The 26,254-nt window shown below is 59.5% G+C and carries 27 protein-coding genes and 1 tRNA gene; 13 read left to right on the top strand and 15 right to left on the bottom strand.

Going from position 1 to position 26,254, the window contains the following annotated elements; translation table 11 throughout:
* The first annotated feature begins 10 nt into the window (after positions 1-10).
* Positions 11-1,018 carry a LysR family transcriptional regulator gene (locus tag SIB73_RS11045; protein ID WP_413405138.1) on the top strand — a complete coding sequence of 336 codons (1,008 nt, stop codon included), beginning with the start codon at positions 11-13 and terminating at the stop codon, positions 1,016-1,018.
* On the opposite strand, the gene SIB73_RS11040 is transcribed toward SIB73_RS11045, so the two are convergent.
* Entirely contained in the window at positions 1,009-1,641 is a 633-nt protein-coding gene (locus tag SIB73_RS11040) for a DUF3172 domain-containing protein (protein WP_413405140.1), read from the bottom strand. The genes SIB73_RS11045 and SIB73_RS11040 overlap by 10 nt on opposite strands.
* On the bottom strand, positions 1,638-1,985 hold the full coding sequence (gene ndhM, locus SIB73_RS11035; protein ID WP_413405142.1) for an NAD(P)H-quinone oxidoreductase subunit M: 348 nt from the start codon (positions 1,983-1,985) through the stop codon (positions 1,638-1,640). The genes SIB73_RS11040 and ndhM overlap by 4 nt, the downstream gene beginning before the upstream one ends.
* 107 nt (positions 1,986-2,092) lie before the next feature.
* Here ndhM and pds point away from each other — a divergent pair, with 107 nt between their 5' ends.
* Together pds and SIB73_RS11025 are read left to right on the top strand one after the other, a co-directional pair.
* Entirely contained in the window at positions 2,093-3,511 is a 1,419-nt protein-coding gene (pds, locus tag SIB73_RS11030) for a 15-cis-phytoene desaturase (protein WP_413405144.1), read from the top strand.
* Positions 3,512-3,514: 3 nt separating this feature from the next.
* Complete coding sequence (locus SIB73_RS11025) at positions 3,515-4,423, top strand: phytoene synthase (RefSeq protein ID WP_413405146.1); 909 nt, start codon at positions 3,515-3,517, stop codon at positions 4,421-4,423.
* A 65-nt stretch (positions 4,424-4,488) separates the two neighbouring features.
* Here the strand turns inward: SIB73_RS11025 and SIB73_RS11020 are convergent, their stop codons facing one another.
* Positions 4,489-4,923, bottom strand: coding sequence for an RNA recognition motif domain-containing protein (locus SIB73_RS11020; RefSeq protein WP_413405148.1), 435 nt, complete (start codon positions 4,921-4,923; stop codon positions 4,489-4,491).
* Between the two features lie 64 nt (positions 4,924-4,987).
* Positions 4,988-6,199, bottom strand: a complete 1,212-nt coding sequence (locus SIB73_RS11015; protein WP_413439603.1) for a CCA tRNA nucleotidyltransferase — start codon at positions 6,197-6,199, stop codon at positions 4,988-4,990.
* Between the two features lie 64 nt (positions 6,200-6,263).
* Here SIB73_RS11015 and SIB73_RS11010 point away from each other — a divergent pair, with 64 nt between their 5' ends.
* Genes SIB73_RS11010 through SIB73_RS11000 form a run of 3 tightly spaced genes read left to right on the top strand, consistent with a single transcriptional unit; the run spans position 6,264 to position 7,716 of the window.
* Positions 6,264-6,515 (top strand): Ycf34 family protein, encoded by a 252-nt coding sequence (locus SIB73_RS11010; protein ID WP_413405151.1) that lies wholly within the window; start codon positions 6,264-6,266, stop codon positions 6,513-6,515.
* Entirely contained in the window at positions 6,512-7,129 is a 618-nt protein-coding gene (gene tsaB, locus SIB73_RS11005) for a tRNA (adenosine(37)-N6)-threonylcarbamoyltransferase complex dimerization subunit type 1 TsaB (protein WP_413405153.1), read from the top strand. Before SIB73_RS11010 ends, tsaB begins: the two co-directional genes overlap by 4 nt.
* A complete protein-coding gene (locus tag SIB73_RS11000; RefSeq protein WP_413405154.1) occupies positions 7,129-7,716 on the top strand; it encodes a YdcF family protein in 588 nt (195 codons plus the stop codon). The genes tsaB and SIB73_RS11000 overlap by 1 nt, the downstream gene beginning before the upstream one ends.
* Here SIB73_RS11000 and SIB73_RS10995 read toward each other — a convergent pair.
* The 5 genes from SIB73_RS10995 to rpaB all read right to left on the bottom strand — a co-directional run bounded on the left by SIB73_RS10995 (position 7,695) and on the right by rpaB (position 12,495).
* Entirely contained in the window at positions 7,695-8,372 is a 678-nt protein-coding gene (locus SIB73_RS10995) for a lysophospholipid acyltransferase family protein (protein ID WP_413405155.1), read from the bottom strand. The genes SIB73_RS11000 and SIB73_RS10995 overlap by 22 nt on opposite strands.
* Before the next feature lie 2 nt (positions 8,373-8,374).
* Complete coding sequence (fabD, locus tag SIB73_RS10990) at positions 8,375-9,271, bottom strand: ACP S-malonyltransferase (RefSeq protein WP_413405157.1); 897 nt, start codon at positions 9,269-9,271, stop codon at positions 8,375-8,377.
* A gap of 27 nt (positions 9,272-9,298) precedes the next feature.
* Positions 9,299-10,312 carry a beta-ketoacyl-ACP synthase III gene (locus tag SIB73_RS10985; protein WP_413406260.1) on the bottom strand — a complete coding sequence of 338 codons (1,014 nt, stop codon included), beginning with the start codon at positions 10,310-10,312 and terminating at the stop codon, positions 9,299-9,301.
* 115 nt (positions 10,313-10,427) lie between these two features.
* On the bottom strand, positions 10,428-11,768 hold the full coding sequence (gene plsX / locus SIB73_RS10980) for a phosphate acyltransferase PlsX (RefSeq protein WP_413405159.1): 1,341 nt from the start codon (positions 11,766-11,768) through the stop codon (positions 10,428-10,430).
* Complete coding sequence (gene rpaB / locus SIB73_RS10975; protein ID WP_413405161.1) at positions 11,749-12,495, bottom strand: response regulator transcription factor RpaB; 747 nt, start codon at positions 12,493-12,495, stop codon at positions 11,749-11,751. The genes plsX and rpaB overlap by 20 nt, the downstream gene beginning before the upstream one ends.
* A 90-nt stretch (positions 12,496-12,585) precedes the next feature.
* Here rpaB and radA point away from each other — a divergent pair, with 90 nt between their 5' ends.
* Positions 12,586-13,983, top strand: coding sequence for a DNA repair protein RadA (gene radA, locus SIB73_RS10970; RefSeq protein WP_413405163.1), 1,398 nt, complete (start codon positions 12,586-12,588; stop codon positions 13,981-13,983).
* Between the two features lie 12 nt (positions 13,984-13,995).
* On the opposite strand, the gene SIB73_RS10965 is transcribed toward radA, so the two are convergent.
* The gene (locus SIB73_RS10965; protein WP_413405165.1) at positions 13,996-14,517 is read right to left on the bottom strand and encodes a photosystem I assembly protein Ycf3; all 522 of its coding nucleotides are present in this window, start codon (positions 14,515-14,517) and stop codon (positions 13,996-13,998) included.
* 103 nt (positions 14,518-14,620) lie between these two features.
* On the opposite strand from SIB73_RS10965, the gene SIB73_RS10960 reads away from it, so the two are divergent.
* From SIB73_RS10960 to SIB73_RS10950, 3 genes are read left to right on the top strand one after another with little or no spacing between them, the layout of a single operon-like run.
* Entirely contained in the window at positions 14,621-16,945 is a 2,325-nt protein-coding gene (locus SIB73_RS10960; RefSeq protein ID WP_413405167.1) for a heavy metal translocating P-type ATPase, read from the top strand.
* 2 nt (positions 16,946-16,947) lie between these two features.
* Positions 16,948-17,589: a dTMP kinase gene (gene tmk, locus SIB73_RS10955; RefSeq protein WP_413405169.1), complete on the top strand. Its 642-nt coding sequence runs from the start codon at positions 16,948-16,950 to the stop codon at positions 17,587-17,589.
* Entirely contained in the window at positions 17,553-18,551 is a 999-nt protein-coding gene (locus tag SIB73_RS10950) for a DNA polymerase III subunit delta' (RefSeq protein ID WP_413405171.1), read from the top strand. Before tmk ends, SIB73_RS10950 begins: the two co-directional genes overlap by 37 nt.
* Before the next feature lie 11 nt (positions 18,552-18,562).
* Here the strand turns inward: SIB73_RS10950 and SIB73_RS10945 are convergent, their stop codons facing one another.
* The 4 genes from SIB73_RS10945 to SIB73_RS10930 form a co-directional block, all read right to left on the bottom strand.
* Complete coding sequence (locus SIB73_RS10945; RefSeq protein WP_413405173.1) at positions 18,563-19,360, bottom strand: response regulator transcription factor; 798 nt, start codon at positions 19,358-19,360, stop codon at positions 18,563-18,565.
* Positions 19,361-19,725: 365 nt separating this feature from the next.
* Positions 19,726-19,797, bottom strand: a tRNA-Asn gene (locus SIB73_RS10940).
* 23 nt (positions 19,798-19,820) lie between these two features.
* Positions 19,821-20,519 (bottom strand): ABC transporter ATP-binding protein, encoded by a 699-nt coding sequence (locus SIB73_RS10935; RefSeq protein WP_413405174.1) that lies wholly within the window; start codon positions 20,517-20,519, stop codon positions 19,821-19,823.
* Between the two features lie 6 nt (positions 20,520-20,525).
* On the bottom strand, positions 20,526-20,789 hold the full coding sequence (locus tag SIB73_RS10930; protein ID WP_413405176.1) for a hypothetical protein: 264 nt from the start codon (positions 20,787-20,789) through the stop codon (positions 20,526-20,528).
* A gap of 156 nt (positions 20,790-20,945) precedes the next feature.
* Here SIB73_RS10930 and psbD point away from each other — a divergent pair, with 156 nt between their 5' ends.
* From psbD to SIB73_RS10915, 3 genes are all read left to right on the top strand, one after another.
* Positions 20,946-22,001, top strand: coding sequence for a photosystem II D2 protein (photosystem q(a) protein) (gene psbD / locus SIB73_RS10925; RefSeq protein ID WP_006041823.1), 1,056 nt, complete (start codon positions 20,946-20,948; stop codon positions 21,999-22,001).
* A gap of 99 nt (positions 22,002-22,100) precedes the next feature.
* Positions 22,101-23,045: a pectate lyase gene (locus SIB73_RS10920; RefSeq protein ID WP_413439602.1), complete on the top strand. Its 945-nt coding sequence runs from the start codon at positions 22,101-22,103 to the stop codon at positions 23,043-23,045.
* 44 nt (positions 23,046-23,089) lie between these two features.
* Complete coding sequence (locus tag SIB73_RS10915; RefSeq protein ID WP_413405180.1) at positions 23,090-24,718, top strand: DUF2079 domain-containing protein; 1,629 nt, start codon at positions 23,090-23,092, stop codon at positions 24,716-24,718.
* 19 nt (positions 24,719-24,737) lie between these two features.
* Here the strand turns inward: SIB73_RS10915 and SIB73_RS10910 are convergent, their stop codons facing one another.
* On the bottom strand, positions 24,738-26,228 hold the full coding sequence (locus SIB73_RS10910; protein WP_413439601.1) for an ArnT family glycosyltransferase: 1,491 nt from the start codon (positions 26,226-26,228) through the stop codon (positions 24,738-24,740).
* Between the last annotated feature and the right edge of the window lie 26 nt (positions 26,229-26,254).

The following is a 26,254-nucleotide window of genomic DNA, read 5'->3' as shown; positions in this document are numbered from 1 at the left end:
GCAGCTTTTCATGGCCGATCTGCCCTTCACCCTGGATCAGCTGCGCATCCTGCGGGCCATCGTCAGTGAGGGCAGTTTCAAAAAGGCGGCCGACAGCCTCTACGTCACCCAGCCGGCAGTCAGTCTGCAGATTCAGAACCTGGAGAAGCAGCTGGAGGTCGCCCTGTTCGATCGCGGTGGTCGCAAGGCTCAGCTCACTGAAGCGGGCCACCTTCTGCTCAGCTACTGCGATCGAATTCTCAGTCAGTGCCATGAGGCGTGCAGGGCGCTTGATGATCTCCACGACCTCAAAGGGGGGTCTCTCCTGGTCGGCGCCAGCCAGACAACAGGGACCTATCTCATGCCTCGAATGATCGGGTTGTTTCGCCAGAAATTTCCTGACGTGGCCGTGCAGCTGCACGTGCACAGCACGCGGCGCACCGGCTGGAGTGTCGCCAACGGACAGATCGATCTGGCGATCATTGGAGGAGAACTTCCTTCTGAACTGAATGAACTGCTTCAGGTCGTGCCCTATGCCAGCGACGAGCTGGCTCTGGTGCTGCCTGTGAAGCATCCCCTCGCGCGTCTGGTGGAGCTCAGCAAGGATGACCTCTATCGGCTTGGCTTTGTCAGCCTGGACGCGCAGTCAACCACTCGCAAGATGGTTGATCAGCTGCTTGGACGCTCCGGCTTGGATGTGCCGCGCCTGCGTATCGAGATGGAACTGAACTCATTCGAGGCCATTAAAAATGCTGTTCAGGCTGGCCTGGGCGCTGCTTTTCTGCCGGTGGTCTCGATCGAGCGCGAGCTCACTGCCGGAACCCTGCTACGCCCGACTGTCGTCGACCTTCAGGTGCGTCGTCAGCTCAAGCTGATCACCAATCCATCCCGCTACTGCTCAAGGGCTGCCGAAGCGTTCCGAAGAGATGTGCTGCCGGTCTTCGCCAGTGCCGACAGTCCTCTGCGCCAGGGAAGAACAGGCGGCGTTCCGCCTCAGGAAAATGACTTCGAAGAAGCTGAGGGAACCGATCAGAACTGATCAGCTTCTGGTGTGATGCCAACCGTGTCATCCGCCACGCCCCTGGTCAGGAACTTGTTTTGGCTGATGTCGGTCTGGTAGACGCAGCGCACAACCGGTTTGTCTCGAACTGAGCCGATGTAAGCAAACGTGTTCATGCGTTGTTTGCACTCGCGTTCCTGCGCTGAGGTGATGGCTCCTTCCTTGCGCAGCACTGCCCAGTTCTCTCGTCGAATCACGCATCCAGGCTGCAGTGTCGGCTGTGTCACGAAACTGCTGGATGGATTCAGCGTTGTGTACATCTCGATATCCATCACGAAGGCACTGGCACCCCACTGTCTGCAGAATTCCGGGTCTGGAACCGCCATGTCCAGTTGTTGAGAGCTGGCGATGTTGCCCTGGTCTCCCTGCGTGGTGCTGGTGACCGCACTGCCGATGCCGATTCCCACAATCAGCACTCCGGCGAGAACAGCGATGGTGGCGGTGTTCAAGCTCATGCCGTTGCCACCGTTCTTCGGCGGTGGCGGTGGACCTCCATAGCCCCTGATCTCTCGGCGGTCATCTCTCCTGGACTCGTCACGGCGGCGTTCACCGTTTCTCCGGTCGTAGCCGGATCCGGAACGGTCGTAGGGGGAACGACTCACAGCAGTTCAGGGGACCTGGGAAGACCCATCGAATAGTTAAGGACCCGGCAGTCAGGGTTGTAACTCAGCTTCCCGGCCTGAAGAAGTTCGCGAATGCAGCCTTCGAGTTCGGTGCCGATGCGACGCAGGTTGTAGTCATTCAGCGCCTGACCCGCATGGCTTTCGACCAGTTCGCGGAAGCGTTCCTGAACGGTTGCGACGGTGCTGTCAGACCAGATGAATTCGTTGTCGGGATCCAGGTCAAGGGTGAGCCGGCTCGGGTCAGCGACCAGATCGCCATTTTCGACCCGAGCCGTGAACAGGCGCACGTGGCGGGTTGTGCTTTTCAGCAGGGTCTCGGCCATGAATCAGCGGAGCGATGGAAGGATCGCGCAGGCGTGTTGTCGATGACTTTAGGAAGCAGAGAGGAGACCTCTCCTTTTAAGGTTGTTTTCAACTTGTGTTCAGAAGCATGCGCGTCGCCATCGCGGGGGCCGGTCTGGCAGGTCTTTCCTGCGCCAAGTATCTGGCCGATGCTGGTCATACGCCGGTCGTGGTCGAGGCTCGCGACGTGCTGGGCGGCAAGGTTGCGGCCTGGAAAGACGAGGACGGTGACTGGTACGAAACCGGGCTTCACATCTTCTTCGGGGCCTACCCGAACATGCTGCAGATCTTCAAGGAGCTGAATATCGAAGACCGGTTGCAGTGGAAAAGCCACTCGATGATTTTCAACCAACCGGAGGAACCAGGCACGTACAGCCGTTTTGATTTTCCCGACCTACCGGCCCCAGTGAATGGTGTAGCCGCAATTCTGGGAAACAACGACATGCTCAGCTGGCCGGAGAAGATCAGCTTCGGCCTGGGTCTCGTGCCCGCCATGCTCCGCGGTCAGGGGTATGTCGAAGAGTGCGATAAATACTCCTGGACTGAGTGGCTGCGGGTCCACAACATCCCCGAGCGGGTCAATGATGAGGTGTTCATCGCCATGAGTAAGGCTCTGAATTTCATCGACCCCGACGAAATCTCAGCCACAGTTGTGCTCACTGCTCTCAACCGCTTCCTGCAGGAAAAGAGTGGCTCCAAGATGGCGTTTCTGGATGGTGCGCCGCCCGAGAGGCTCTGCCAGCCCATGGTTGAGCACATTGAATCATTGGGTGGTGAGGTTCATCTCGACAGCCCACTGCGTGAAATCAAGCTTAATGACGATGGCTCAGTCGCTGCTTTCCACATCGGCGGCATCAAGGGCAGGGAGAGCTTTGATCTCACAGCTGATGCCTATGTCAGTGCTCTGCCTGTTGATCCCTTCAAGCTGCTGCTGCCACAGCCCTGGAAGCAGATGGACATCTTCAAAAAGCTCGATGGCCTGCGAGGGGTGCCTGTGATCAATCTGCACCTCTGGTTCGATCGGAAACTCACCGACATCGATCATCTGTTGTTCAGCCGCTCACCGCTGCTCAGCGTCTATGCAGACATGAGCATCACCTGCAAAGAGTACGAAGATCCCGACAAGTCGATGCTGGAGCTTGTTTTTGCACCCGCCAAAGACTGGATCGGACGCTCGGATGAAGAGATCATCGAGGCCACGATGGGCGAACTGCACAAGTTGTTCCCCAACCACTTCGGCGGAGACAACCCCGCCACATTGCGCAAATACAAGGTGGTGAAGACACCGCTTTCCGTCTACAAGACCACGCCTGGCTGCCAGCAGCTTCGTCCGGATCAGACCACCCCAATCCGCAACTTCTTCCTGGCTGGGGACTACACAATGCAGCGCTACCTCGCATCCATGGAAGGTGCGGTTCTGAGCGGCAAGCTCTGCGCTGGCGCGGTGGACCGCAAGAGCGATCAGCTGGCATCATCGTCACCTGTCAGCGAGCCGGTCTCGGCCTGAGTCATGCCTCTCGCAGCATCGGATCTCGACGCGGCCTTCGAGGCCTGTCGTCGGGAGACCGCCGAGTGGGCCAAAACGTTCTATCTCGGAACGCTGCTGCTGCCCTATGAAAAGCGAAGGGCCATCTGGGCCATCTATGTCTGGTGCAGGCGTACCGATGAGCTCATGGATAGTCCTGAGGCTCAGGAGCGCCCTCAGGCTGAGCTGGCCGATCGTCTGAATCGCTGGGAGCTGAAGACCCGTGATCTGTTCAGGGGACATGTTGATGATGAACTCGATGCGGTCATGGTTGACACGCTGGAGAGGTTCCCTCAGAGCATTCAGCCTTATCTCGACATGATCGAGGGGCAGCGTATGGATCTCACCTGGACCCGCTACCCCCGCTTCGAAGACCTCAAGCTCTACTGCTACAGAGTCGCAGGCACCGTTGGTCTGATGACACAGGGGGTGATGGGGCTGGATCAGGCCTACAGCTCCGCACCCTGGAGTGACAGCCCTGATACATCGGATGCTGCGGTCGCTCTGGGGATTGCCAACCAACTCACCAACATTCTTCGTGATGTAGGAGAAGATCGTGGTCGTGGCCGGATCTATCTTCCTCAGGAGGATCTCGAGCATTTCGGATACTCCGAGGACGACCTGATGGCAGGACGGCTCAATCAGGCCTGGAAGGATCTGATGGCGTTTCAACTGCGTCGCGCCCGCGAGTGGTTTGATCGTTCCGAGGCAGGCGTGCGCTGGCTCTCACGTGACGCCCGGTGGCCTGTCTGGACCTCACTGCGTCTTTACAGGGGAATTCTCGACGTGATTGAGCGCCACGATTATGACGTTTTCAACAAACGTGCCTATGTCGGGAAACTCAACAAACTGCTTGATCTTCCCCGCTCCTTCGTGCTCGCACAATCTCGCTAACTCTTCGCTGTCGATCAAAAACCGGCGATTTCAGATGGCCGGTTTTTGATCTTGATGCGGTCGTCTCAGACAGCCGTTTTCTGGTTGGCCAGCAGGTCCTTCAACTTGGAGAGCTCACCGGCCCAGCGAGGATCGGGAGCTTCTTCAGCCTTGGCGTCACTGTGAACAACTTTATTCACTGCTTTGCGGGCTGAACCGGGGGCATGGCCACCTCCTGCCTGTCCGCGACGACCACCACCGCCTGCGTTGCTGTCACGTCGTTCAGAGCGTTCGACACGAAGTGCGTTTCCACCGAACTCCTTGCCGTTGAACTGCTCGATCAGGGCATCTGCGACTTTCTCGTCGTCGACATTGGCGAAGCCGAAGCCGCGGCAGGCACCTGTCTCGCGGTCGAGAACGGCTTTGAAGCGAATCCCCTCCCCCACGCTGGTGAGCTGAGCCTCAAGCTCCTTGCTCTCAAAATTCTGCGGCAGATTGCCGATGTAAAGACGCACGCTCATGAAACGGGGAAGGGAAACGGAAGACTGCGTGTCAGGCCGATCGTTGTCGTCACTGCTAGGGCAGTTAATCACAGGACCCATTCGGGTCTGCCTGAACCGCTCGATGGGACAACCAGGATCGCGCTGCATTGAGCGCCTGTTCGCCGGTCGAGATCCGACCATACGCACGCTCGAGGCACAGGTGTTGAATCAGTTCCCCCAGAGCGGGGCCCGCCGCGATGGGGAGTGCATTCAGAAGGGTCGTTCCATTCACAGGGGGGTAAGGGTGGAAAAGGGGGTCCTGGGGGTCTCTCCAGCGCTCCAGCCATGGCTGCTGCAGTGCTTTGGGCCAGGTCACGATCAGCGCAGGCAGATCCATTTCAAGATCCTTGTGAAGCTGCAAACGTTCCTGCTCCGAGAGCTGTTCAAGGCACGGATCCCCCTGCTCAGCTGTCGAACGCTCGATCCAATGACGCAGCCGTTCACAACGCTTCAGCTGACGGCGACTGAAGCGGAGCTCTTTCAGCCCTTCATCAGGCAGCAGCTGGGTGAGCCTCGTAAGGGGGAGAGCCTGCAGTCGTTCGCTGTCTGTCAGCAGATCAGCGTTCTTCACGGTCCCGGCAATCTTCTGATCACCTGATGTGTTGTTCTGCTTTGTCCAGGGCTTCAGCAGCTCCAGATCGAGAAGGGTCTCAATTGCGAGGTCTGCGGCCGGTGCGGCGGTCAGCCGCAACAGTTCCGCCTGAATGCGTTCGGGGGCGGCCTTCGGCAGCAGGTCACGGTTGCGGCGCAACATCGACAGCGTGAGCGGGGCCATGCGCATCTCGAGCTCCGCCATGAGACGCAGGCCGCGAAGCAGGCGCAGTGGGTCGTCCTGAAGATTGGCCTCCTCCACTGCAACGATCGTGCTGGACTGAAGATCCTCCAGGCCACCTGTCGGATCAATCAGTCGTGGGGCGCCATCGAAGCTCAGGGCAATGGCATTGAGCCGATAGTCACGACGGTTGAGATCGTCCTCCAGCGTTACGCCGTCCTGCCTGGCCAGATCGATCGTCCACCCCCTGAGCACCAAGCGGGCCATGTCGCGTGCTTCATCCAGCACAACGCAGGCGCCTCCATGCTTCTGCGCCAGCTGCCGGGTGCTTTCGAGGGCATTCCCAGGCACCACTAGGTCGAGATCAGGGGTGTCCGTGAGTCGGTCCAGGAGGGCGTCACGCACCGCTCCCCCCACCAGCACCGCCCCTGTCGGCAGCTGCGCCGGTGACACCGGCCATTTTGCCGGTTTCAGACGCTGCAAACTGATTTCAGCCAGCTTGTCCCGATCTCCCGCCAGAATGGGAGGAGAACCGCAGCGGGGGGGCATGTGCATCTGTGTTGACTGCCGCTGGGTAGACCGTTGTCAGGCCTATCACGCTGTGGAGCGGCAGCACGGTGCTCCACATCTCGCTGAAACGCCTGATCTCAAGCCGTCAGATCCCCGAATTCACATCAGTGTGATGGATCTGCCTGCTGGACAGGTTGGTGTCGAATGGGATGTGAGGGGCTGTGGATCGTTTCAGCTGGAGCGGGGGCGTTGGAGCAGACTCAGGCCCGGTGAGGAGGTGCCTACATGAGCGGCTGGCTGCTCGCTCTGCACAGCTCCACTGAAACTCTCGGGATCGCACTGGTTGGCGCGGAAGCGCCCCTGCAGGAAGCCCGTGTGCTGTGTCGCTCGCTTGGACGGGCTCTCACCAATGAACTGGTGATTTCGCTGCAGCAGCTTCTGCCCGCGGATCAGTGGACCGGCATCAGGAGGCTGGCGGTGGCCACCGGACCGGGCGGATTCACAGGGACGCGTCTGACCGTTGTGCTGGCGAGGACGCTGGCTCAGCAGCTGGGAGTACCCCTGCACGGTGTGAGCAGCTTCGCCCTGATGGCTCCCAGACTGCGCAATCAGCTGCCGCAGCAGCAGCAGCAGCAGCCGTTCTCGATTGTGCAGACGCTGCCCCGACGAGGAAAGGTGGCCGGTCGCTATCGGATCGCGGACACCGTGGTCGAGGAGCTGGAATCCCCTCGCCTGCTCAACGATCGTGATCAACCTGCTCCGACCGTTCCGATGGACGTTGATGTTCCTGCAGATGTGCTCGAGCTTCTGAAGTGCTGCAGGGACTTTCATGTCCGCGATCTCCCTGGTCCCTGGGATCCGGTCCTGCCGATCTACCCCACATCGCCTGTGGGGCCGGTCTGATGGGTCTTGGTTGTCGTTCGCTGCTGCTTTGTGCGGCGGTGCTGGCCGGTGCCGGCGTCGCCGGCCCCTTGCGCCCTTTCGTTGAGGCCGCCCTCACCAATCATCAGCCGCAGCGCATTCTGGTGCTCGGAGGTGATGCCGATCGTGAGCGCATGGGACTGAACCTGGCCCGTCGGATGAACCTTCCTCTGGTGGTCAGCGGTGGGACCAATCCCGAATATGCACGGTGGTTGATGCGGGATGCCGGTCTGGAGCCGGACAGGGTTCGGCTGGATTACCGGGCCAAGGACACCCTTGGAAATTTCACGTCGCTGGTGGATGAACTGCAGCGCGATGGGGTGCGCCATCTGCTGCTGGTCACCAGTGAAGATCATCTGCCGCGGGCGATGGCAGTGGGTGGCATCGTTGCCGGAAGCCGTGGAATCCGGCTCACGGGCGTTCCCGTCAGCTGCCGGTCCAGATGCCGTGATGAGGGCCTGGGCAAGCGTTTCGGAGATGGCATTCGTGCCGCTGCCTGGGTGATCACAGGTCGGGATCTCAAGCCCTGGGCCCGCAGACAATGGCCTCAGCTGTTCACTGCTCCCTGATCAAGCAGAGCATTGATGCGTTGCTGGAGTTCGCGTGTGGTTGCTTCCAGCTCCGGTTTGCGCCGGCTGCTCGGTGCGGGCACAGGAATTCCGATCCGCATTTCCAGCCTCACCAGCCGTGGTCGGCTGCGACCCACTCCGAGTGCTCTGTGGCTGTTGAGAATGGCCACGGGCAGAAGAGCTGCTCCTGATCTCGCCGCCAGGAGAGCTGCACCTGGCATGGGCTGATTCACACGACCGTTCTCCTGGCGGGTTCCATCAAGAAAGACGCCGATCGCCCAGCCCTCCTGGAGTCTTGCTGTGGCTGTGCGGATGGCTTCGCGGTCGCTGGCGCCACGCTTCACCGGATAGGCGCCACAGGCCCGGATCACTCTTCCCAGAAGAGGGATGCTGAACAGCTCGGCTTTGGCCATGAACGCCACCGGGCGGCCAAGGGCATGGCCAAGCAGCGGTGGATCGAGATGGGACCCGTGGTTGGCCACGACAACCAGAGGCCCGTCCATCGGGACGTTGCCGTTGCCGCGGGTGCGTCCTCGGAACAGAATCCTGAAAACCGGAAACACCAGAAGGCCGCTGACCAGTCTGTAGGCCAGACTCGGCCGCGGCGCCTTGAAGGTCTGCAGGTCGGTGGAGTCGGCCTCAGGGTTGCTGCTCATGGTCAAAGGCCCAGGTCGCCGGCACTCGCCAGCTGTGAGGTGGTGACACCTTTCATTGCGCGTTTGGCCAGTCCGCTGAGCACGTTCCCCGGTCCGATTTCGACCAGGGTGTCCACCCCGGCGGATGTCATCCCAGTCATCGTTTCGCGCCAGCGCACACCTGTGGTCATCTGGCGGCGCAGTCGCCGCTTCAGCTCTGCGGAATCGAGGCTGGGTGTGGGGTCGGTGTTGCTCAGCACGGGAAAGCGCGCGTCCTGGAAGCTGAGACCATCCAGATGGGTGGCGAAGGCATCCGCTGCCTTGGCCATGAAGGGGGAATGGAAGGCCCCGGAAACGGCCAGGGGAATCGCGCGCTTGCAGCTGACGGTCTCACTGACGGAGTTCACCGCAGCCGGGCTCCCAGACAGCACCACCTGGGCATCGCTGTTGTCATTGGCAATCACCACCCCCTCCGTTGCACTCACAATCTCCTCCAGTTCGCTGCGATCGAAACCGATCACCGCTGTCATCGCTCCACCGCGGGCGTTCGCCATCAGCTCCGAGCGGCGTTGCATCAGCGCCAGCCCGGTGGCTGCATCAAACACACCCGCTGCATAAAGAGCCACGAGCTCCCCAAGGCTGTGTCCGGCCACCAGGTCGGGTTCCCTGCTCTGGCGCAGCAGCTCGTCCACAATCAGCGATTCCACAACGAACAGAGCCGGCTGAGTGTTCCGGGTGTCGTTCAGATCGGAGGGGTCAGCGGAACCTGAGACCTCCCCCCTGCAGATCGCGAGCAGATCTCTGCCGAGTAGTTCCGAGGCCAGGTCAAAGCGTTCCTGTGCACCAGGCAGGGTGAGGACGGGATCGGCCATGCCGGCTTTCTGAGACCCCTGTCCGGGGAACACCCAGGCGATCGACATTCACAGTGGTGCAAAGGTCTTGGGAGCCTAAGCGGGACCCTGCCAGCGGAACAGAGCAGCACCCCAGCTCAGGCCTGCGCCGAAGCCGCTGCTGGCCAGCAGGTGCCCCGACCGGACGCGTCCATCACGCACGGCTTCATCCAGAACCAGCGGAATGGTGGCCGCCGATGTGTTGCCGTAGTGCGCCAGGTTGCTCAGCACCTTCGGCCTGGGAATCGCGAAGCGATCGGCAACCGCGTCGAGGATGCGCTGATTGGCTTGATGCAGAAGCAGCCAGTCGAGGCTCTCAGCGCCAACTGCACAGCGCTCAAGCAGGCATTGCAGAACGGCAGGCACTTCCCTGATGGCGAACTTGTACACCTCCTGACCATTCATCTCGATCGGGCGGTACCCGCCCTGACGATGCCGGGCATCCGCTGCCAGGACTTCATTGCTGTCGAGAGCAGGCAGGTTCAGCACTCCGCCGCGAGAGCCATCGCTGCGCAACAGAAATCCGAGCAGCCCGTCTTCATCGGCGGCTTCGATGGCGACGGCTCCGGCTCCATCGCCGAACAGCACACAGCTGCGGCGGTCATCCCAGTCCACAAAACGGCTCAACTGGTCGGCGCCGATCACCAGGGCCCGACGCATGCTGCCTGTGCGCAGGAATTGCGCTGCCGTCACCAGCGAAAACAGAAAGCCACTGCAGGCGGCGGTGAGATCAAAGGCCACCGCGTTGGTGGCTCCAAGAGCGGCCTGCACCGCCGGAGCGGTTCCGAACAGATCATCAGGAGTGGAGGTGGCCAGCAGCACCAGATCGAGGCTTTCGGGGGACCAGCCGGCCATGGCCAGAGCAGACCTTCCCGCGTCTGCCGCGAGGTCGCTCAGGCGTTGATCAGGACTGCTCACCCGTCGTGTGGAGATCCCTGTGCGGCTCTGGATCCACTCGTCACTGGTGTCCACCCGCAGCCCCAGCTGGTTGTTGCTGATCACCTGGGCTGCCTGAGCGCTGCCGCTGCCGATGAGAGCGACGCCCCGGGAGTGCGGTGATGCTCCAGCCAAAAGAGGGTCCAAGCGGTGGCGTCAGTCAATCACAGTCCATCAGAACCCCCTGTCAGGCCAAAGGGTTGCTCAGGCTGCCAGCCGAGATCTGATGATCTCTATGTCGGCCTGCGTTTCAGGTCTTTGAGGTGACCTTCGCTCCCAGCTGGGCAAGGTGGTCCATCACGCCATGGCTGGCGGCGGAATGGGCCAGACGCAGGGCACTGACAACCGACAGTGCCTTGCTGCTGCCATGGCCGATCACGCAGATGCCGTTGACACCCAGAAGCAGCGCTCCGCCGTGTTCGGCATGATCCAGCCTTTTCTTGATGCGCTTGAGGTTGGTGCGCAGGAAGGCGGAACCAACCTTGCCTCGTCGCCCCCGTGGCAGTTCGGCTCTGAGCACGCCGAGCAGCACACTTCCGACCGACTCCAGGAACTTCAGCAGAACGTTGCCGGTGAAGCCGTCACAGACCACAACATCGAACTCGCCGGACAACACATCGCGGCCCTCACAGTTGCCGGCGAAGTGCAGACGTGATTCCCCGATCAGCAGTTCATGGGTGCGCACGGAGAGATCGTTGCCCTTGCACTCCTCCTCCCCGATGTTGAGCAGGCCGATTCTGGGTTTGCTCACCTGAAGCACATCTCTGCTGTAAATGTCTCCGAGCAGAGCGAACTGGTGCAGGTAGGAGGGTTTGCAATCCATGTTGGCCCCCACATCGAGCACCAGAACTGGCTGACCTGGATCCTTCGTTGGAAACAGGGCGCCGATGGCGGGTCTTTCGATCCCTGCCAGTCGTCCCAGCCGGAAGATGGCGGAGGCCATCACGGCTCCGGAGTTACCCGCGGAATACACCGCCTGGGCCTCCCCCCGCTTCACCAGGTCCATGGCCACGTTGATGCTGGCATCACGCTTGCGTCGCACCACTGTTGCCTCCTCATGCATCTCCACCGACGGCCCGCTGGTGATCAGCTCCAGCAGTCCTGCATCGATCGCCGCATTCATCGACTCTCCTAGTCCGGCCGCGGCGGCGGCTTCAAGCACCCGGTCCGTTTCGCCGACGAAGCGGATTTTTACCGCCAGTCTCTCGATGGCCTGCAGACATCCCTCAAGAATCGCAGCTGGAGCGTTGTCGCCACCCATGCCATCCACGGCCATCCAGATGCGCTCGTCGTCGTTGATCTCGAGCTCTTCACCAGGGATTCCCCCCTGCAGACGTCTCAAGGGATCCATCACCGGTTGCAACACTGAACCGGCCATGTTTCCGGCGTTGTTGACCACCGTGCCTGCCATGGAGGTGACGGAACCTGCCACGTTGCCGGCTGCACTTGCTGATGTGGTTGCAGTGTCCACAAGTGTCGTCACTGCCGCATTGCGCCGATACCAGATCACAAGACGACGAACGGCCTTTGAGCGTCGGGCTTTGATCCTCGGCGCAGCGTCCGGGGTGAGATCAGGATCCTTCGGAGGCAACGGAATCGATGATGCGCTGGAACAGATAGCCGGTTCCGCGAGCGGTGAGGATCAGCTCGGGGTTGGCCGGGTCATCTTCGAGTTTGGAACGAAGACGTGAGATGTGAACATCCACCACCCGGGTGTCGACATGACGTTCAGGGGTGTAGCCCCAAACCTCCTTCAGGATCTCACCACGGCTGAACGGTTCTCCCGAGCGGCTCACCAGCAGCTCGAGCAGGCTGAATTCCATTCCGGTGAGTCGGATGCGCTCGTCATTGCGGAACACCTGCCGTTTGTTGGTGTCGATCTTCAGATCCGAAACCTGGATCACGCCCGAGTTGGGGATTCCCGCAGCATGCTCTTTTTCAACACGGCGCAGAACGCAGCGAATTCGAGCCTCCAGTTCCTTCGGGCTGAAGGGTTTGATCACGTAGTCATCCGCTCCAAGCTCCAGTCCGGTGATCCTGTCGGCGACATCACCGAGAGCTGTGAGCATCACGATCGGAACATCCGACTCCTTGCGAAGTTCCTGGCAGACCCCGTAGCCATCAAGCTTCGGCATCATCACGTCCAGGACCACCAGATCCGGATTGCACTCCTGGAAACTCTCCAGGGCTTCCGTTCCATCACAGGCAGTGACCACGTTGTACCCGATCATCGAGAGCCGGGTTTCGAGGATCCTGCGGATGCTGGCCTCGTCATCCACCACGAGGATGGTTTCCTTGGAGGGTGCTGAGGCCGTCATATCGCCGGCAAGGAGCAAAGATAGTGCTCACAAATAGGTGATCAGCGGGTTCAGTCGTTCACGTAGCGCCAACTTTCTTCATCATTCGACGTGCCCCGATCAGCCAATCTCTACGTCTGTCAGAGCTGCGGTGCCCAGACGCGGCAGTTCTTTGGGCGATGCAGCAGCTGTGGAAGCTGGAATTCTCTGGTTGAGCAATCGGTGCCCAAGGATGACGGCCGTAGGCGTCGCACCGGTGCCGACCCTGCAGCTGCGCCCAAAGCACGACGCTCCAGGTCAATGGCCTCACTGGGCGATCAACCGCTAGAGCGCATTGCCTGTGGTTACGAGGAACTCAACCGGGTTCTCGGCGGTGGGCTGGTGCCTGGATCACTCGTGCTGGTGGGCGGGGATCCAGGGATTGGCAAAAGCACCCTGCTTCTTCAGAGCGCATCGGCCATCGCCAGAGAACGTTCGGTGCTCTACGTGAGCGCTGAGGAATCGGCCCAGCAAGTCAAGCTCCGTTGGCAGCGGTTAACAGTCGACCGTGGCGATCTGCAGCTGCTGGCGGAGACAGACCTTGAACTGGTTCTTCAGGAACTGGAGGCTCTGAGGCCAGAGGTGGCGGTCATTGACAGTATCCAGGCGTTGCATGATGCCGAACTCGCCAGTGCACCTGGTTCCGTCGCTCAGGTCAGGGAATGTGCGGCTGCTCTGCAGAGACTGGCGAAGCGTCAGAACACTGCCCTGCTGCTGGTGGGCCATGTCACCAAGGAGGGCGCGCTTGCGGGTCCCAAGGTGCTTGAACATCTGGTGGATGCGGTGCTCACTTTCGAGGGAGACCGCTTCGCCAGCCATCGCCTGCTTCGGGCTGTCAAGAACCGTTTCGGGGCCACCCACGAGCTTGGGGTGTTTGAAATGCGCGGTCAGGGCCTCGAGGAGGTCGACAATCCAAGCGAACTGTTTCTCAGTGGCGAGCGTGCCAATGGGGTGGCAACGATCGTGGCCTGTGAAGGCACCAGGCCACTGGTGGTTGATCTGCAAGCGTTGGTGAGCTCAACCAGTTACGCCAGCCCGCGGCGAACAGCCACCGGCATCGCTGTGAACAGGCTGCATCAGATTCTGGCGGTGCTCGAGAAGCACATGGGTTTGCCGCTGTCCCGCTTCGATTGTTATCTGGCGGTGGCCGGTGGTCTGGATGTGGAGGAGCCCGCGGCGGACCTGGGAGTGGCAGCAGCGGTTGTGGCCAGTTTCCGTGATCTGACTCTGCCCGCTGGAACGGTTCTGCTCGGGGAACTCGGTCTGGGAGGTCAACTGCGACCGGTGGGGCAGCTGGAGCTGAGGCTGCAGGAGGCTGTTCGGCTGGGGTTCAGGCGTGCCGTCGTGCCAGGCGGAAGTGGCCTGGGTCCACTGGCATCGGGTCTCGAGCTGGAACTGCTGGAAGCGGGATCCATCACCGAAGCCCTCGTGCTTGGGCTTGGGGTGAACCCGGAGGACGACGCGACCTGATTCACTCAGCCATCAGAAGTAAACATCCACGTTGCTGCGGCCGCTGGATTTGAGCCAGTTTTCAATGTCCAGGTATCCACCTGGGTTGAGTCGCACGGCCTGTGTCCAGGCCTCAGCCGCTTTGTCAAGCCAGACGTCTGCTTCATCTCGTCGACCCTCCTCTTCGGCGATCCGTCCCCGTTTTTCGTAGATCAACCCCATGTTCTTCAGGCAGGAAGGCTGCTTGGGATTTTCATCAAGAGCCTTTTGATAGGTCTCAATCGCCCTGTCCTCCTCACCGTTGCTCATGTAGATAATCGCCATGTTCTTGAGGGTCTCCCCACGGTCGATCGGGTTCTCCTCGAGCTTCAGACTCTCCTCGTAGTTCTCGAGGGCTTCGGCGTAATCCCCGTCGTTCTGTGCGGACAATCCGTCGCGGTAGTAGACGTAGGCCTCCTTGGCCCGGGCATTGATCGGCAGCAACTTCACGATCAGGTCGGCCATGACCGTGAAGCTCTTGTCGATGAAGTTGTCGTTGCGGTTGCTGCGTGGCACGGAAAGCCGGACGGATCAAACCATCCTGAACCCAACAGGTGCTGCCTAGCGTGGAGTGGTGTGAACCGTTGAAGTGTCAGCAGCGTCTTCCCATATCCATGAAATGACCGCCCAGTCCCACGCTGTGGTTCTGGACGTGGAGGGAATGAAATGTGGCGCCTGCGTACGTGCGGTGGAACGCACGTTGCTCGCTCAGCCAGGTGTGCAGGAGGCCAGTGTCAATCTCGTGACCCGCAGCGCCTGGCTGCGACTGGACAGTGGGTCGACCTCGGCGTCGAAGCCGTTGCTGGATGAGGTGCTGGCGGCTCTCGATGGCCGTGGTTTTTCAGCGAAGCCCCGTCAGAGCGGATTGCTCTCACAAGACATGGAGTCCGACCGGACCAGGGGGTGGTGGCAGCAGTGGCGACAGCTGATGGTCGCTCTTGTTCTGCTTTTGCTGTCAGTGCTTGGTCATCTTGCCGAGGCAGGAACATTCGCATTGCCGCTGATCGGCACACTCAGCTTCCATGCGGCACTTGCCACGGTTGCGCTGCTCGGGCCTGGTCGCCCGATCTTGATCAACGGCTGGTCAGCGGTTCGCCATGGAGTGCCCAGCATGGACACCCTGGTCAGTCTGGGCGTTGGCAGTGCCTACCTGGCAAGTGTGGTGGCGCTGATCTGGCCTTCGGTGGGGTGGCCTTGCTTTTTCAATGAGCCCGTGATGCTGCTCGGCTTTGTGCTGCTGGGTCGATTCCTTGAGGAGAGAGCCCGCCGGCGTACGGGCAGAGCCCTGCAGGAGCTTGCTGCTCTGCAGCCGGACAGTGCTCGCCTGTTCATGGCCGACGGCACGGTTCGCGAGATTCCTGTTGCGATGCTTCGACCAGGTGAACGGATTCAGCTGCTTGCCGGAGACAGGATCCCTGTGGATGGGGTCGTGCGCAACGGCTGCTCTGCCGTGGATCTGTCGAGTCTCACAGGAGAGCCGCTGCCGCTTGAGGCCAAGCCCGGCACCGAGCTGAGTTCCGGTTGCCTCAACCTTGAGGCCAGTCTGGAACTGGAGATTCAACGTGTCGGCAGTGACACGGCCCTGGCCAGGATCATTACCCTTGTTGAGGAGGCTCAGGCCAGGCGTGCGCCGATTCAGGGACTGGCGGACAGGGTCGCAGGCCGTTTTTGCTATGGCGTCGTCAGCCTGGCGGTGGCCACCTTCCTGTTCTGGTGGCAGCTGGGCAGTCGTCTCTGGCCGCAGGTCCTTGAGATTCCTGTGGTGCTGATGGATCATGGTCATGACGCTGCGCTTCATGGCGCCCTCGGCGCTGGAGCTCAGACACCTTTCGGTCTTGGACTTCAGCTGGCGATTGCCGTGCTTGTGGTGGCCTGCCCCTGCGCTCTCGGCCTGGCAACCCCCACGGTGATCACCGTCTCCTCCGGACTTGCCGCCCGTCAGGGCTGGCTGTTCAGAGGTGGAGATGTGATTGAGCAGTCCGCGTCCATTCAGCGAATGGTCTTTGACAAGACGGGAACGCTCACGCTCGGACGTCCGCTTGTGGATGCGGTGATGGCGACTGAGGATCCCTCCCGCACCATCCAGCTGGCAGCGAGCCTTGAACAGACGAGCCGTCATCCTCTGGCCCATGCTCTTCTGCAGGAGGCTCAGCGTCTCAATCTCATGCTGTTGCCTGTTGTCGCCAGTCGGACCCTGCCTGGTTTCGGCATGGAGGGCACACTCGAGTCTCTGAAGGGACAACTGCGCGTGGGCTCACCGGAATGGTTGCGTCAGGAGGGCGTGGTGTGGACTGAAACGCAACGGCTGGTGGTTGAGGAAGCCATGCAGCGTGGACAGACGCTCGTTGCAGTGGGTCTTGATGCCGAACTCCTTGGGGTGGTGGCGATTGATGACCGTCTCAGGCCTGATGCACCTGTTGCACTGCAGCGCCTCAGAGATCAGGGGCTGACACTGGGGATGCTCAGCGGTGATCGCCGTCAGGCGGTTGAAAAAATCGCCCAGATGCTCGGCTTCGCTGATGAAGAACTGGCCTGGCAGCTTCTTCCTGGTCAGAAGCTTGAGCGCCTCGAGCAGTGGCGCTCAAAAGAGTCTGTGGGAATGGTTGGAGACGGCATCAATGATGCTCCTGCACTGGCCGCGGCTGATCTGGGGATCGCTGTGGGGACCGGTACGCAGATCGCCCAGGACACAGCCGATCTGGTGTTGCTCGGCGATCGGCTCGAGGCCTTGCCCGAAGCCCTGACTCTGGCAAGACGCACAATGGCCAAGATCCGACAGAACCTGTTCTGGGCCTTCGGATACAACATGATTGCTTTGCCTGTCGCTGCAGGGGCCCTGTTGCCAGGTTTCAATCTGCTCCTGTCTCCTCCTCTGGCGGCGCTGCTCATGGCGCTCAGCTCCGTTTCGGTGGTTCTGAATGCCCTCAGCCTGAGTATCCGCTGATCATGACCGGATGTTTTCTGGTGCTTGAGGGTATCGATGGCTGTGGCAAGACCACGCAGCTTCGGCAACTGGCCGACTGGCTTCCAGGGAGTGGTCTGATGCCGGCAGGCGCAACGCTGCATCTCACGCGCGAACCTGGCGGCACGCCCCTTGGCCTGGCCTTGCGTGAGCTGCTGCTTAATCCGCCGGACGAGTCATCTCCAGGCCCCACAGCTGAATTGCTGCTTTACGCGGCAGATCGCGCTCAGCATGTTGAACGCTTGATCCGCCCTGCCCTGAAGCGCGGGGACTGGGTTCTCAGCGACCGTTTCAGCGGCTCCACCATTGCCTATCAAGGTGATGGTCGTGGTCTGAACCTTCAGACCATCCTTGATCTGGAACGGATCGCCACCGCTGGTGTCCATCCAGATCTCACGTTCTGGCTCGATTTGCCCTTGCATGAGAGCCTGAAACGGCGCGGAGCCCGCAGCGAAGATCGGATTGAAGCCGAAGGGGAAGCCTTTCTGGCCCGAGTGTCTGCAGGCTTTCAGCGCCTTTCTGCCGAGCGGGACTGGACTCCGGTTGCTGCGGATCAGAGCGCTGATCAGGTGCAGCAGCTCATTCGCCGATGTTTGAGGGATTGGCTTGCAAAGGCATCGCAGTGACTGAGGGGCTGTTCAGCGAGTTGCAGGGGCAGCCCCTGGCGCAATGTTTGCTCGTTGCAGCTCTTGCGAATGACCGACTTGCGCCCGCTTACCTGTTCAGTGGTCCGGATGGTGTGGGACGACGTCTTGCAGCGCTCCGTTTTCTGGAGGGTCTGCTTGGAGGTGGTCACGCTGCCCCGCGTGAACGCCGACGCCTTGAAGAGCGCAACCATCCTGATCTGCTCTGGGTTGAGCCCACCTACAACCATCAAGGTCGGCTGATCCCACGATCGGAAGCCGAGTCCATCGGGGTCAGCAAGCGGACACCACCGCAGGTGCGATTGGAGCAGATTCGCGAGTTGAGCAGATTTCTTGCCCGTCAGCCGCTGCAGTCGCCACGAGGCTTGGTGATTCTCGAACAACCCGAGGCCATGGCCGAGGGAGCGGCCAACGCGCTGCTGAAGACTCTTGAGGAACCTGGTCATGGTCTGTTGATCCTGCTCTCCGCTGCGCCGGAAAGACTTCTGACCACCATCCGATCGAGATGTCAGCAGGTCCGTTTCACGCGTCTCAGTCAGGAGTGCATGCGCTCAGTGCTCTCGCAATTGCCGGATGAGCAGGGCGACCAGGCACTCGACCTGGCAGCCCGACATTCAGAACTTCTCGCCCTCGCTGATGGATCGCCGGGAGCCCTGATGGAGCATGTGCGGTTGTGGAACAGCGTTCCTGAAGAATTGAGGCAAAGATTGCAAACCCTCCCCACCACGCCATTGCAGGCTCTCGCTCTGGCGCGTGATGTCTCAGAGCAGCTGGAAGGGGATCAGCAGCTCTGGGTCATCAACTGGTGGCAACAGAATCTCTGGAATGCATCGACTCAGCCTCAACACCTGAAGAGACTCGATCGCCTGCGTCAGCATCTGCTCAGCTTCGTACAACCCAGACTGGCCTGGGAAGTGGCCTTACTCAATCTCATCGGAGCTTGATCAGCTTTGATTCAGGCGCTAGCTCTGCTCTGCTGATCTTTCTGTTCGCGGTCCTGGCGTGCCTGAGCCAGAACATCCTGCATTCCCTCAAGCTGAGCCCCGGTTGGAAGCTCAAGGCAATATCCAGCTCCGTAAACCGTTTTGATGAATCGGGGTTTGCGGGGATCAGGTTCAAGTTTGGTGCGCAGATGACGCACATGCACCCTGATGGTTTCGATATCGTCATCAGGCTCATATCCCCAGACCTCCTTGAGGATGAGTGAGGGTGCCACGGTCTGACCATGGCGTTGCAGCAGACAGTGCAACAACTCAAATTCCAGATGTGTGAGGCGTACAGGGCGGTCAAACCAGACCGCTTCAAATCTCTCTGGCACCAGGGTGAGCGGACCGTAACTGAGAATTTCGTGATGGTTGCTTGTCGTGCCAACCGGTGCGCGATCGCTGCGGCGCAACAGGGCCTTGACCCTCACCTGCAGCTCCTCAAGATCAAAGGGTTTGGTCAGATAGTCATCAGCTCCGGAGTTGAATCCGCTGACTTTGTCTTTGGTCCCTCCCAGGGCCGTGAGCATCAGGATCGGGATGGCTGAAGTTCGCTCATCGCGACGAAGACGCTGGCAGAGGGTTAAACCATCCACCTTCGGAAGCATCAGATCCAGCAGGATCAGATCAGGGCTGTACTGCAGTGCAAGCGCCTGACCTTTGATCCCATCGTCAGCGCTCTGAACGTCAAAGCCACTGTGCTCAAGGTGACCGCTCACCAGTTCACGCATGTCCCGGTCGTCTTCGATTAGCAGGATGCAGGGCTTCATCGACAGGACAGCGGAGGAAAAGTTGGACGAGGGTGTGCCGCGTCATTGCTTGACAGATTCTCTCAAGGTTCTTTGTTGCTTGCAGTGATGCCCTTCAATGGATTGGACAGGAACACTTGGGCAAGAACTCTTCCTGTTACTGGGGTTTTTGGCCTCTTCGGCCCGTCTTGATGTCGCGGCCTCTACAGAAAGTCTTCGGTTTCGGGGGGGCAACTGTTAAGGAAATTCCGTTTTTCAAAGCATTTTCGGTGACTGAGTCCCTTCACCGGAGCGTTCAATTCAGCCGCCTGGAAAAAGAGGAGAACATTTTTGATCAAAAAAAATCACCACAACCGTTTGGGTCATGGTGATGACAATGATCAAAACTCCCCGGGCGGGATTCGAACCTGCGACCAATCGATTAACAGTCGACCGCTCTACCGCTGAGCTACCGAGGAATGCGACGTGGAGAACCTACCCCTCAGCCCTGCCGCCCCGCAAGGGGTTCAAGTCGACGTCGCAGCGCTGGCCCGTTTTGCCAGGCGCCGACCCGTCCATGCTCCATCCGGGCGGCTCCGTCGGCATGGTCCAGCTCGCCCAGTCGGTGGGTGATCCAGATCGCCGTCAAGGGAGCCCTGGAGCGATGGCACAGCTGCTGGACCGTGCTCAGGATGGCTGACTGACTGGTTGGATCCAGCAGTGCGGTGGGTTCGTCCAGAAGCAGAAGCGTTGCTTCGCTGGCAAGAGCTCCGGCGATTGCCAGGCGTTGCTTCTGGCCACCACTGAGCGTGTGAATTGGACGGCCTGCCAACCCTGCAAGTCCGACCTGCTCCATGAGGTGATGGATTCTTTGTCGCTGTTCACTGCGGCTCAATCCGGAGGGGAGATTGAGCAGAAGCTCGCTGCCGCAGCTGGGTAGTAAGAGCTGATGATCAGGGTTCTGGAAGACAAGAGCCGGCCTCAGTGCATGACTCATCAGGCCTGATTGAGGTCTGATCAGGCCGCTGATGATTCTGAACAACGTGCTTTTGCCGCTGCCATTGCTGCCCACAAGCATCCACAGTCCCGGCCCGGGAATCTGAAAGCTGCAACGGTCCAAAGCTTTAGTGCCGCAGGGCCAGCTGTAGCTGACGCGCTCGCACCTCAGCCCTGCCTGCGCGGTCTGCGGATCCAGGCTCATGCAGTTTCAGCCATCCAGTGAAAACCCCGGACGCTTGCTCCCACTCGAAGCCGCTGTTTTTTCGTAGATCTGAACAGCCAGAAGATCGCTGGTGAGAACACTCAGGCGTTTGCCATCAACCTTTTCGCAGGTGAGCTCCAGCAGGCGGGGCTGCCCCTGCTCAAGAGCCGTCCTCACCTGCTGGTAAACCTCCTCAGCGGCGTTTTGCTCCTTGCGCTGCACCGACACGGGCATGGGGCTCATACGCAGAGCCAGCTCAATCACGTACACGGTCGGAACTTTTCACTGAGTCCATCTTCGCGAATGAGAAGACAGGCGTGGATCCGTGGGCATTTCTACTCATGTCGTTATTAAATCCTGAATCGGTGCCCACAGAATCGCTTGCTCCAACTAGGCTCTGCACGTAAAGCTTCATGAAGCTCTCTCATGACGATCGCTGTAGGACGCGCGCCACAGCGGGGATGGTTTGACGTCCTCGATGACTGGCTCAAGCGCGACCGCTTTGTTTTTGTCGGCTGGTCCGGCATTCTTCTCTTCCCAACGGCCTATCTGGCCATCGGTGGCTGGCTTACAGGCACCACCTTTGTCACCTCCTGGTACACCCACGGCATTGCCTCCTCGTACCTGGAAGGTTGCAACTTCCTGACTGCTGCTGTGTCCACCCCCGCTGATGCGATGGGTCACAGCCTCCTGTTGCTCTGGGGCCCTGAAGCCCAGGGTGACTTCGTTCGCTGGTGTCAGCTCGGTGGCCTCTGGGCCTTCGTTGCCCTGCACGGTGCCTTCGCCCTGATCGGCTTCATGCTGCGTCAGTTCGAGATCGCCCGTCTGGTCGGCATCCGCCCTTACAACGCCATCGCCTTCTCAGGTCCGATCGCGGTGTTCGTCAGTGTCTTCCTGATGTACCCCCTCGGCCAGAGCAGCTGGTTCTTCGCGCCCTCCTTCGGTGTGGCAGCGATCTTCCGCTTCCTCCTCTTCCTCCAGGGTTTCCACAACTGGACCCTGAATCCCTTCCACATGATGGGCGTCGCCGGCATCCTCGGCGGTGCACTGCTCTGCGCCATTCACGGCGCCACCGTGGAGAACACTCTGTTTGAGGATGGTGAGCAGGCCAACACCTTCAAGGCGTTCGAGCCCACCCAGGAAGAAGAGACCTATTCCATGGTCACCGCCAACCGCTTCTGGAGCCAGATCTTCGGTATCGCTTTCTCCAACAAGCGTTGGCTGCACTTCTTCATGCTGTTCGTGCCTGTGATGGGCCTGTGGACCAGTTCCATCGGCATCATCGGTCTGGCCCTCAACCTGCGTGCCTATGACTTCGTGTCACAGGAGATCCGCGCAGCAGAAGATCCCGAATTCGAGACCTTCTACACCAAGAACATCCTTCTGAATGAAGGTCTGCGTGCCTGGATGGCACCGGCTGACCAGCCGCACGAAAACTTCGTCTTCCCTGAAGAGGTTCTGCCACGCGGTAACGCTCTCTGATTCATTGCAAACCATCCATCCCAAGGGTCCTGCAAGGGGCCCTTTTTTATTGCCTGTGCAGAAAAGCTTGCTCCTAACGTCGAGGAAATGCGGTCATCAATGCGCTATCCCAGGGGCGTGCGTCTGACGCATTGGTTGACTGTCGGTCTTGGAACCGCGGCCGTTCTCGCCACGTTCATCGGTCTGGCTCAGGTTGTCCTTTTCGGTCTGGGTGGTGAAACCACAGTCGATCCAGGTTGGTTCCTGCTTGCTCTTGTGCTGGCTTGCCTCACGCTGTGGGGACGCTCATCTCAATGGCTGACACGACTGCTGGCGGATGCTGACTCCACAGCTCACCATGCCCGTGCCGTGGTCGTCTGGCTTCTGACAGCGGCTGTGATCCTGCTGGTTGCCGCGTTGAAAATCAGCTCTGCAGACATGGATGCCTACAAAAGGCTCGTCTTTGGGGAGGGGGGGCTGGTGGAGTGGAGCCAGGTGCTTGTCCTGATTGCTGCCTGTCGAGTGTCATGGCTGATTGGGGATGACCTCAGGCGTCAGCTCCCTCACCCGGCACCCTGTCTTTTGGCCAGAGGTTTCACCGTGCTCCTGGGTTTCTTGCTGTTGGAGGAACTGGCCTGGGGGCAGGTGATTTTTGGCTGGCAGACGCCGGAGTCCATCCGATCCATCAATGCCCAGCAGGAAACCACCCTCCATAACATCGGATGGTTTCAGGATCGACTCGACCTGTTCACGTTTCTGGCAACTGTGGCTTTTCTGGCAATGGTTGTTCTGGTTCCTTGGATCTGCAGAAAAGCCCTGCGTCGATCGTCTTCCCCACAACGGCGCGCACTTCTGCAGGCATTGATGCCCGCTCAATACAGCTGGCCGCTGTTTCTGCTGGTGGCTGCTCTTGCTTATTGCGTCGCCACAGAATCCTTGTCGCACTTCGTTCACAACCGGGACCAGGAGTGGGGTGAGCTCGTCCTCTATGCATCTGGACTGTTGTTGCTGCTCAGAACCCGAGTCCTTCTTGGTGGCTCAGAGCTGCAATCCACCCAACCTTGAGCCCAGGTGATCCTTAACCTGCTCGCACATCAAATCAGGTCGGCATGAGCGACCCCTCCGCAACCGGTCTTTCATCCCGCTGGCCCTTGCCCCGTTCCGTGATCGCTCTGGCCGGAGGTTTTTTTGTTCTGTGCCTGATCGTGCAGATCTGGCGGCTGGTCAGCCTGAGTGCAACCTATGACCAGGCTTTGTTTCTGCAGGAGCTCTGGTCCACTGCTCAGGGGAGGCCTTTTGAAAGCAGCCTCTCCTCTGTTTTGTCGGGTCCTGTGAAGGTGGGTGGTGAACTGCCCCGCATTGACTACCTCCACCTTGGTCAGCATGCCAATGCACTCACGCTGTCAGTCGCTCCTCTGCTGTTTCTCTTAGGCAGCTGGGCATTGCCGCTGGTGCAGGTTTCCGCGCTGACGGCAGCTGGCCTCGTGTTGTGGAGGGTGGCTTCAAGGCGTCTTCCGGAGTCGCTTGCGACAAGGATCACTGCCGCCTACTACCTGAGCGGGGCGGTGATCGGGCCTGCGCTTGAGAATTTTCACGACCTCATCTGGTTGCCGCTGCTCGGCTTCCTTGTCGTTGAGGCACTTCTCGAAAACCGTCGGCGCCAGTTGATCATTGCCGCGCTGTTGCTGTTGCTCGTGCGTGAAGACAGTGGTCTTGTCTTGTTTTCGCTTGGGCTATGGGGGCTCGCGCGGAGGCCGGATGTGCGCTGGATGTCTGCTGGCTTAATGCTCATGGCCTTTTGCTGGGTGCTGCTGATCACGGGCTGGATTCAGCCGGCGGTTGATTCCTCACTCTCTGATCGCTTCCTTCAGGAGAAGTTCGGACATCTCATCAAGGGCGCTTCTGGTGGCACCTTTGCGCTGATGCTCAGCATGCTCAGCCAACCTCTGGCGCTGCTTCAGGCGATTGTGTCGCCACCCGGCAGCACGCTGGGGTTCCTGCTCGCCCTGAGTTTGCCGTTGCTGTTCATTCCGATGCTTTCGGTTGATGCGCTGCTGCTCATGGCTGTGCCGCTGTTCATCGCCCTCGTTTCTCAAGGACGCTCAGCACTATCAGTCACCCTGCGTTATGTCCTGGCACTGGTCCCTGGCCTGTACCTGGGGGCTGTCCTCTGGTGGCAGGCCCATCCCACTGTCTGGTCCAGGCGCTGGATTCGTCGATGCTGGACAGGAGCTCTAACTCTCGGACTTCTGCTCACACTGGTGGGCAATCCCCATCGCAGTCTTTCTGCCCTGGTTCCAGACAGCTTCTCCCCATGGGTGCATGTGCCGCCTGCCGACATGCTCGATCGCAGGGCCGCTGCGCTCGAGGCCGTGGCGATGGTTCCAAATCAGGCTTCCGTTTCCGCTGATACACCGCTTCTACCGCTTCTGGCTCAACGGGATGTGGCTGTTCGTTTTCCGAAACATATCCAGTACCGCGATCGAGATGGCGAACCTCAGAGTGTTGACTGGGTGGTGGCATTCCCAGGGTTTTATTCACCTCTCGCGCCTGTGTTTGATCTTGAGCACAACAAGCAGCGATCGATTCGACGTGAATTGAAAAAGCTCAGTGAATCCGGTGACTATCAGTTGGTCCACTGTCGTCAAGGAACCGTTGTATTGCAGCGAAAAGTCGATGATTCTGCCTCAACATTGAACAGAGCCGGTTCAGCCAGGATTTGTCCATGGCTGAACTGATGACATCTGGATTGATACCTTAAAAGTTGTTTGGCAGAGCCTTGATCGGAACAAGATAAGTTTGGCTGTCTTCGTGAATCCAGGCGTCATTGCTCGATGACGCAATGTGATGAAGTTTCTTCCGGTGGACTTCAGGCATTGACTTATAAGTCTCTTCCCAGAGAAAGCTTCCTGCCAGATGACTGGCTCCCGCTTGCTTCAGTTCAGCGATTCGCGACGGTGTGATTTTTTCGCTGGAGATCAGCCAACCCTGGCGACGTGCCAGGTTGAGAAGCGTCGGGTCAGGTCCGCTCACAGTGATGATGAGGGCCTCAGCAGGGAGCTCGCTGCGGATGTTTTTTGCAAGTGGCATCCAGATTCCGCTCTGGCGTCTCTCAACAGCCCAATAATCAAGCGAAAGCACAACCAAGCTGATCATGATCCAAAGGGTCAGGAATGCCCGTATCAACTTTCGGCTTGTCTTCTTTTGCCAGGAGACCCAGCCGAGTCCAATCAACGGTGATGTGAACAACAGCAGCGGCAGCTGGTAATACTCATGAACGGTGCTGGATTGCATGGTGGCGATTGTGCACAGCAGCAACCCAATCAGTCCTCCGATCGCGATGCGTCCTCCGCCTGTGGACCAGCTGCGAATCCCACCCAAAATCAGAAATGGGATGCCAATCACACTCAACAGCCTGATGCCGGTTCGGAGGGTCAGGTTCAGCCAGCTGGAAAGATTCAGAATCAGCCCCACATTGCTGCGATCGCTGTCTTCCCCCCAGAACCCAAAGCTCAAACCACTGACTTCACCAAGCTGGTAGGCGTGGAAATACCAGACTGAAACAACTGCGATCGATGCTCCGCTGTAGATCCAAAATCCTGGAGATCGCAACAGCTTGAGCAACTGCTGAGTGATGGATTGGAGCGATTCCGCCTGCTCCCGGGGATCTGGAGTGAGATGTACCAGCAGCAAAGGAAGTCCCAGCCAAAGCAATGGGATGACTTTGATCAGTGCGGCGGTTGTGAAAAACAGCCAACTCAGAATCAGCCCCCATTTGGATCTGTGCCTGCTCCAAAAGCCATGGCATTCGAGTGCAGCAGCAGCACAGAGCAACATCAGTGCTTCTGCTTGAAAGCCTCGGCCGTAATAGACGCCCAATGGAGCAACAGCCATTGCCATTCCTCCCCACCACCCAGCGGCAGGATTGAACCATCGTCGACCAAGCCGAATGATCAGCCAGATCGTCAACCCGCTGAAGAGAATGGAGAGAAAGCGCCCCAGCCATTCGTGAACGCCGAACAATTGATAAAGCTGACTTGTTAGATAGGGGAAAACCGGGAACTCTGATTCCACATAGCCAGCGGATGCACCTCCCCAGTCGATCTGTGGAAGCCAGATTGGAGCTCTTGAGAGATAAAAATGTCGAGCCATTGCGGCTGTGTCAGCCTGTCGCCAGCTGTGAATTCCAACGATGGGCATCCACGCCTGAACACCTCGAAGAATGATCCCCAGACAGATTGGAAACAAGATTGATGTTTCGGAGCGACTTTGTT

Origin of the sequence: Synechococcus sp. MIT S9509 (assembly GCF_047303035.1) — a bacterium.
Classification (GTDB): Bacteria; Cyanobacteriota; Cyanobacteriia; order PCC-6307; family Cyanobiaceae; genus Synechococcus_C.
The sequence above is the reverse complement of the archived record's forward strand: the minus strand, read 5'-3'. Positions and strand labels throughout refer to the sequence as shown.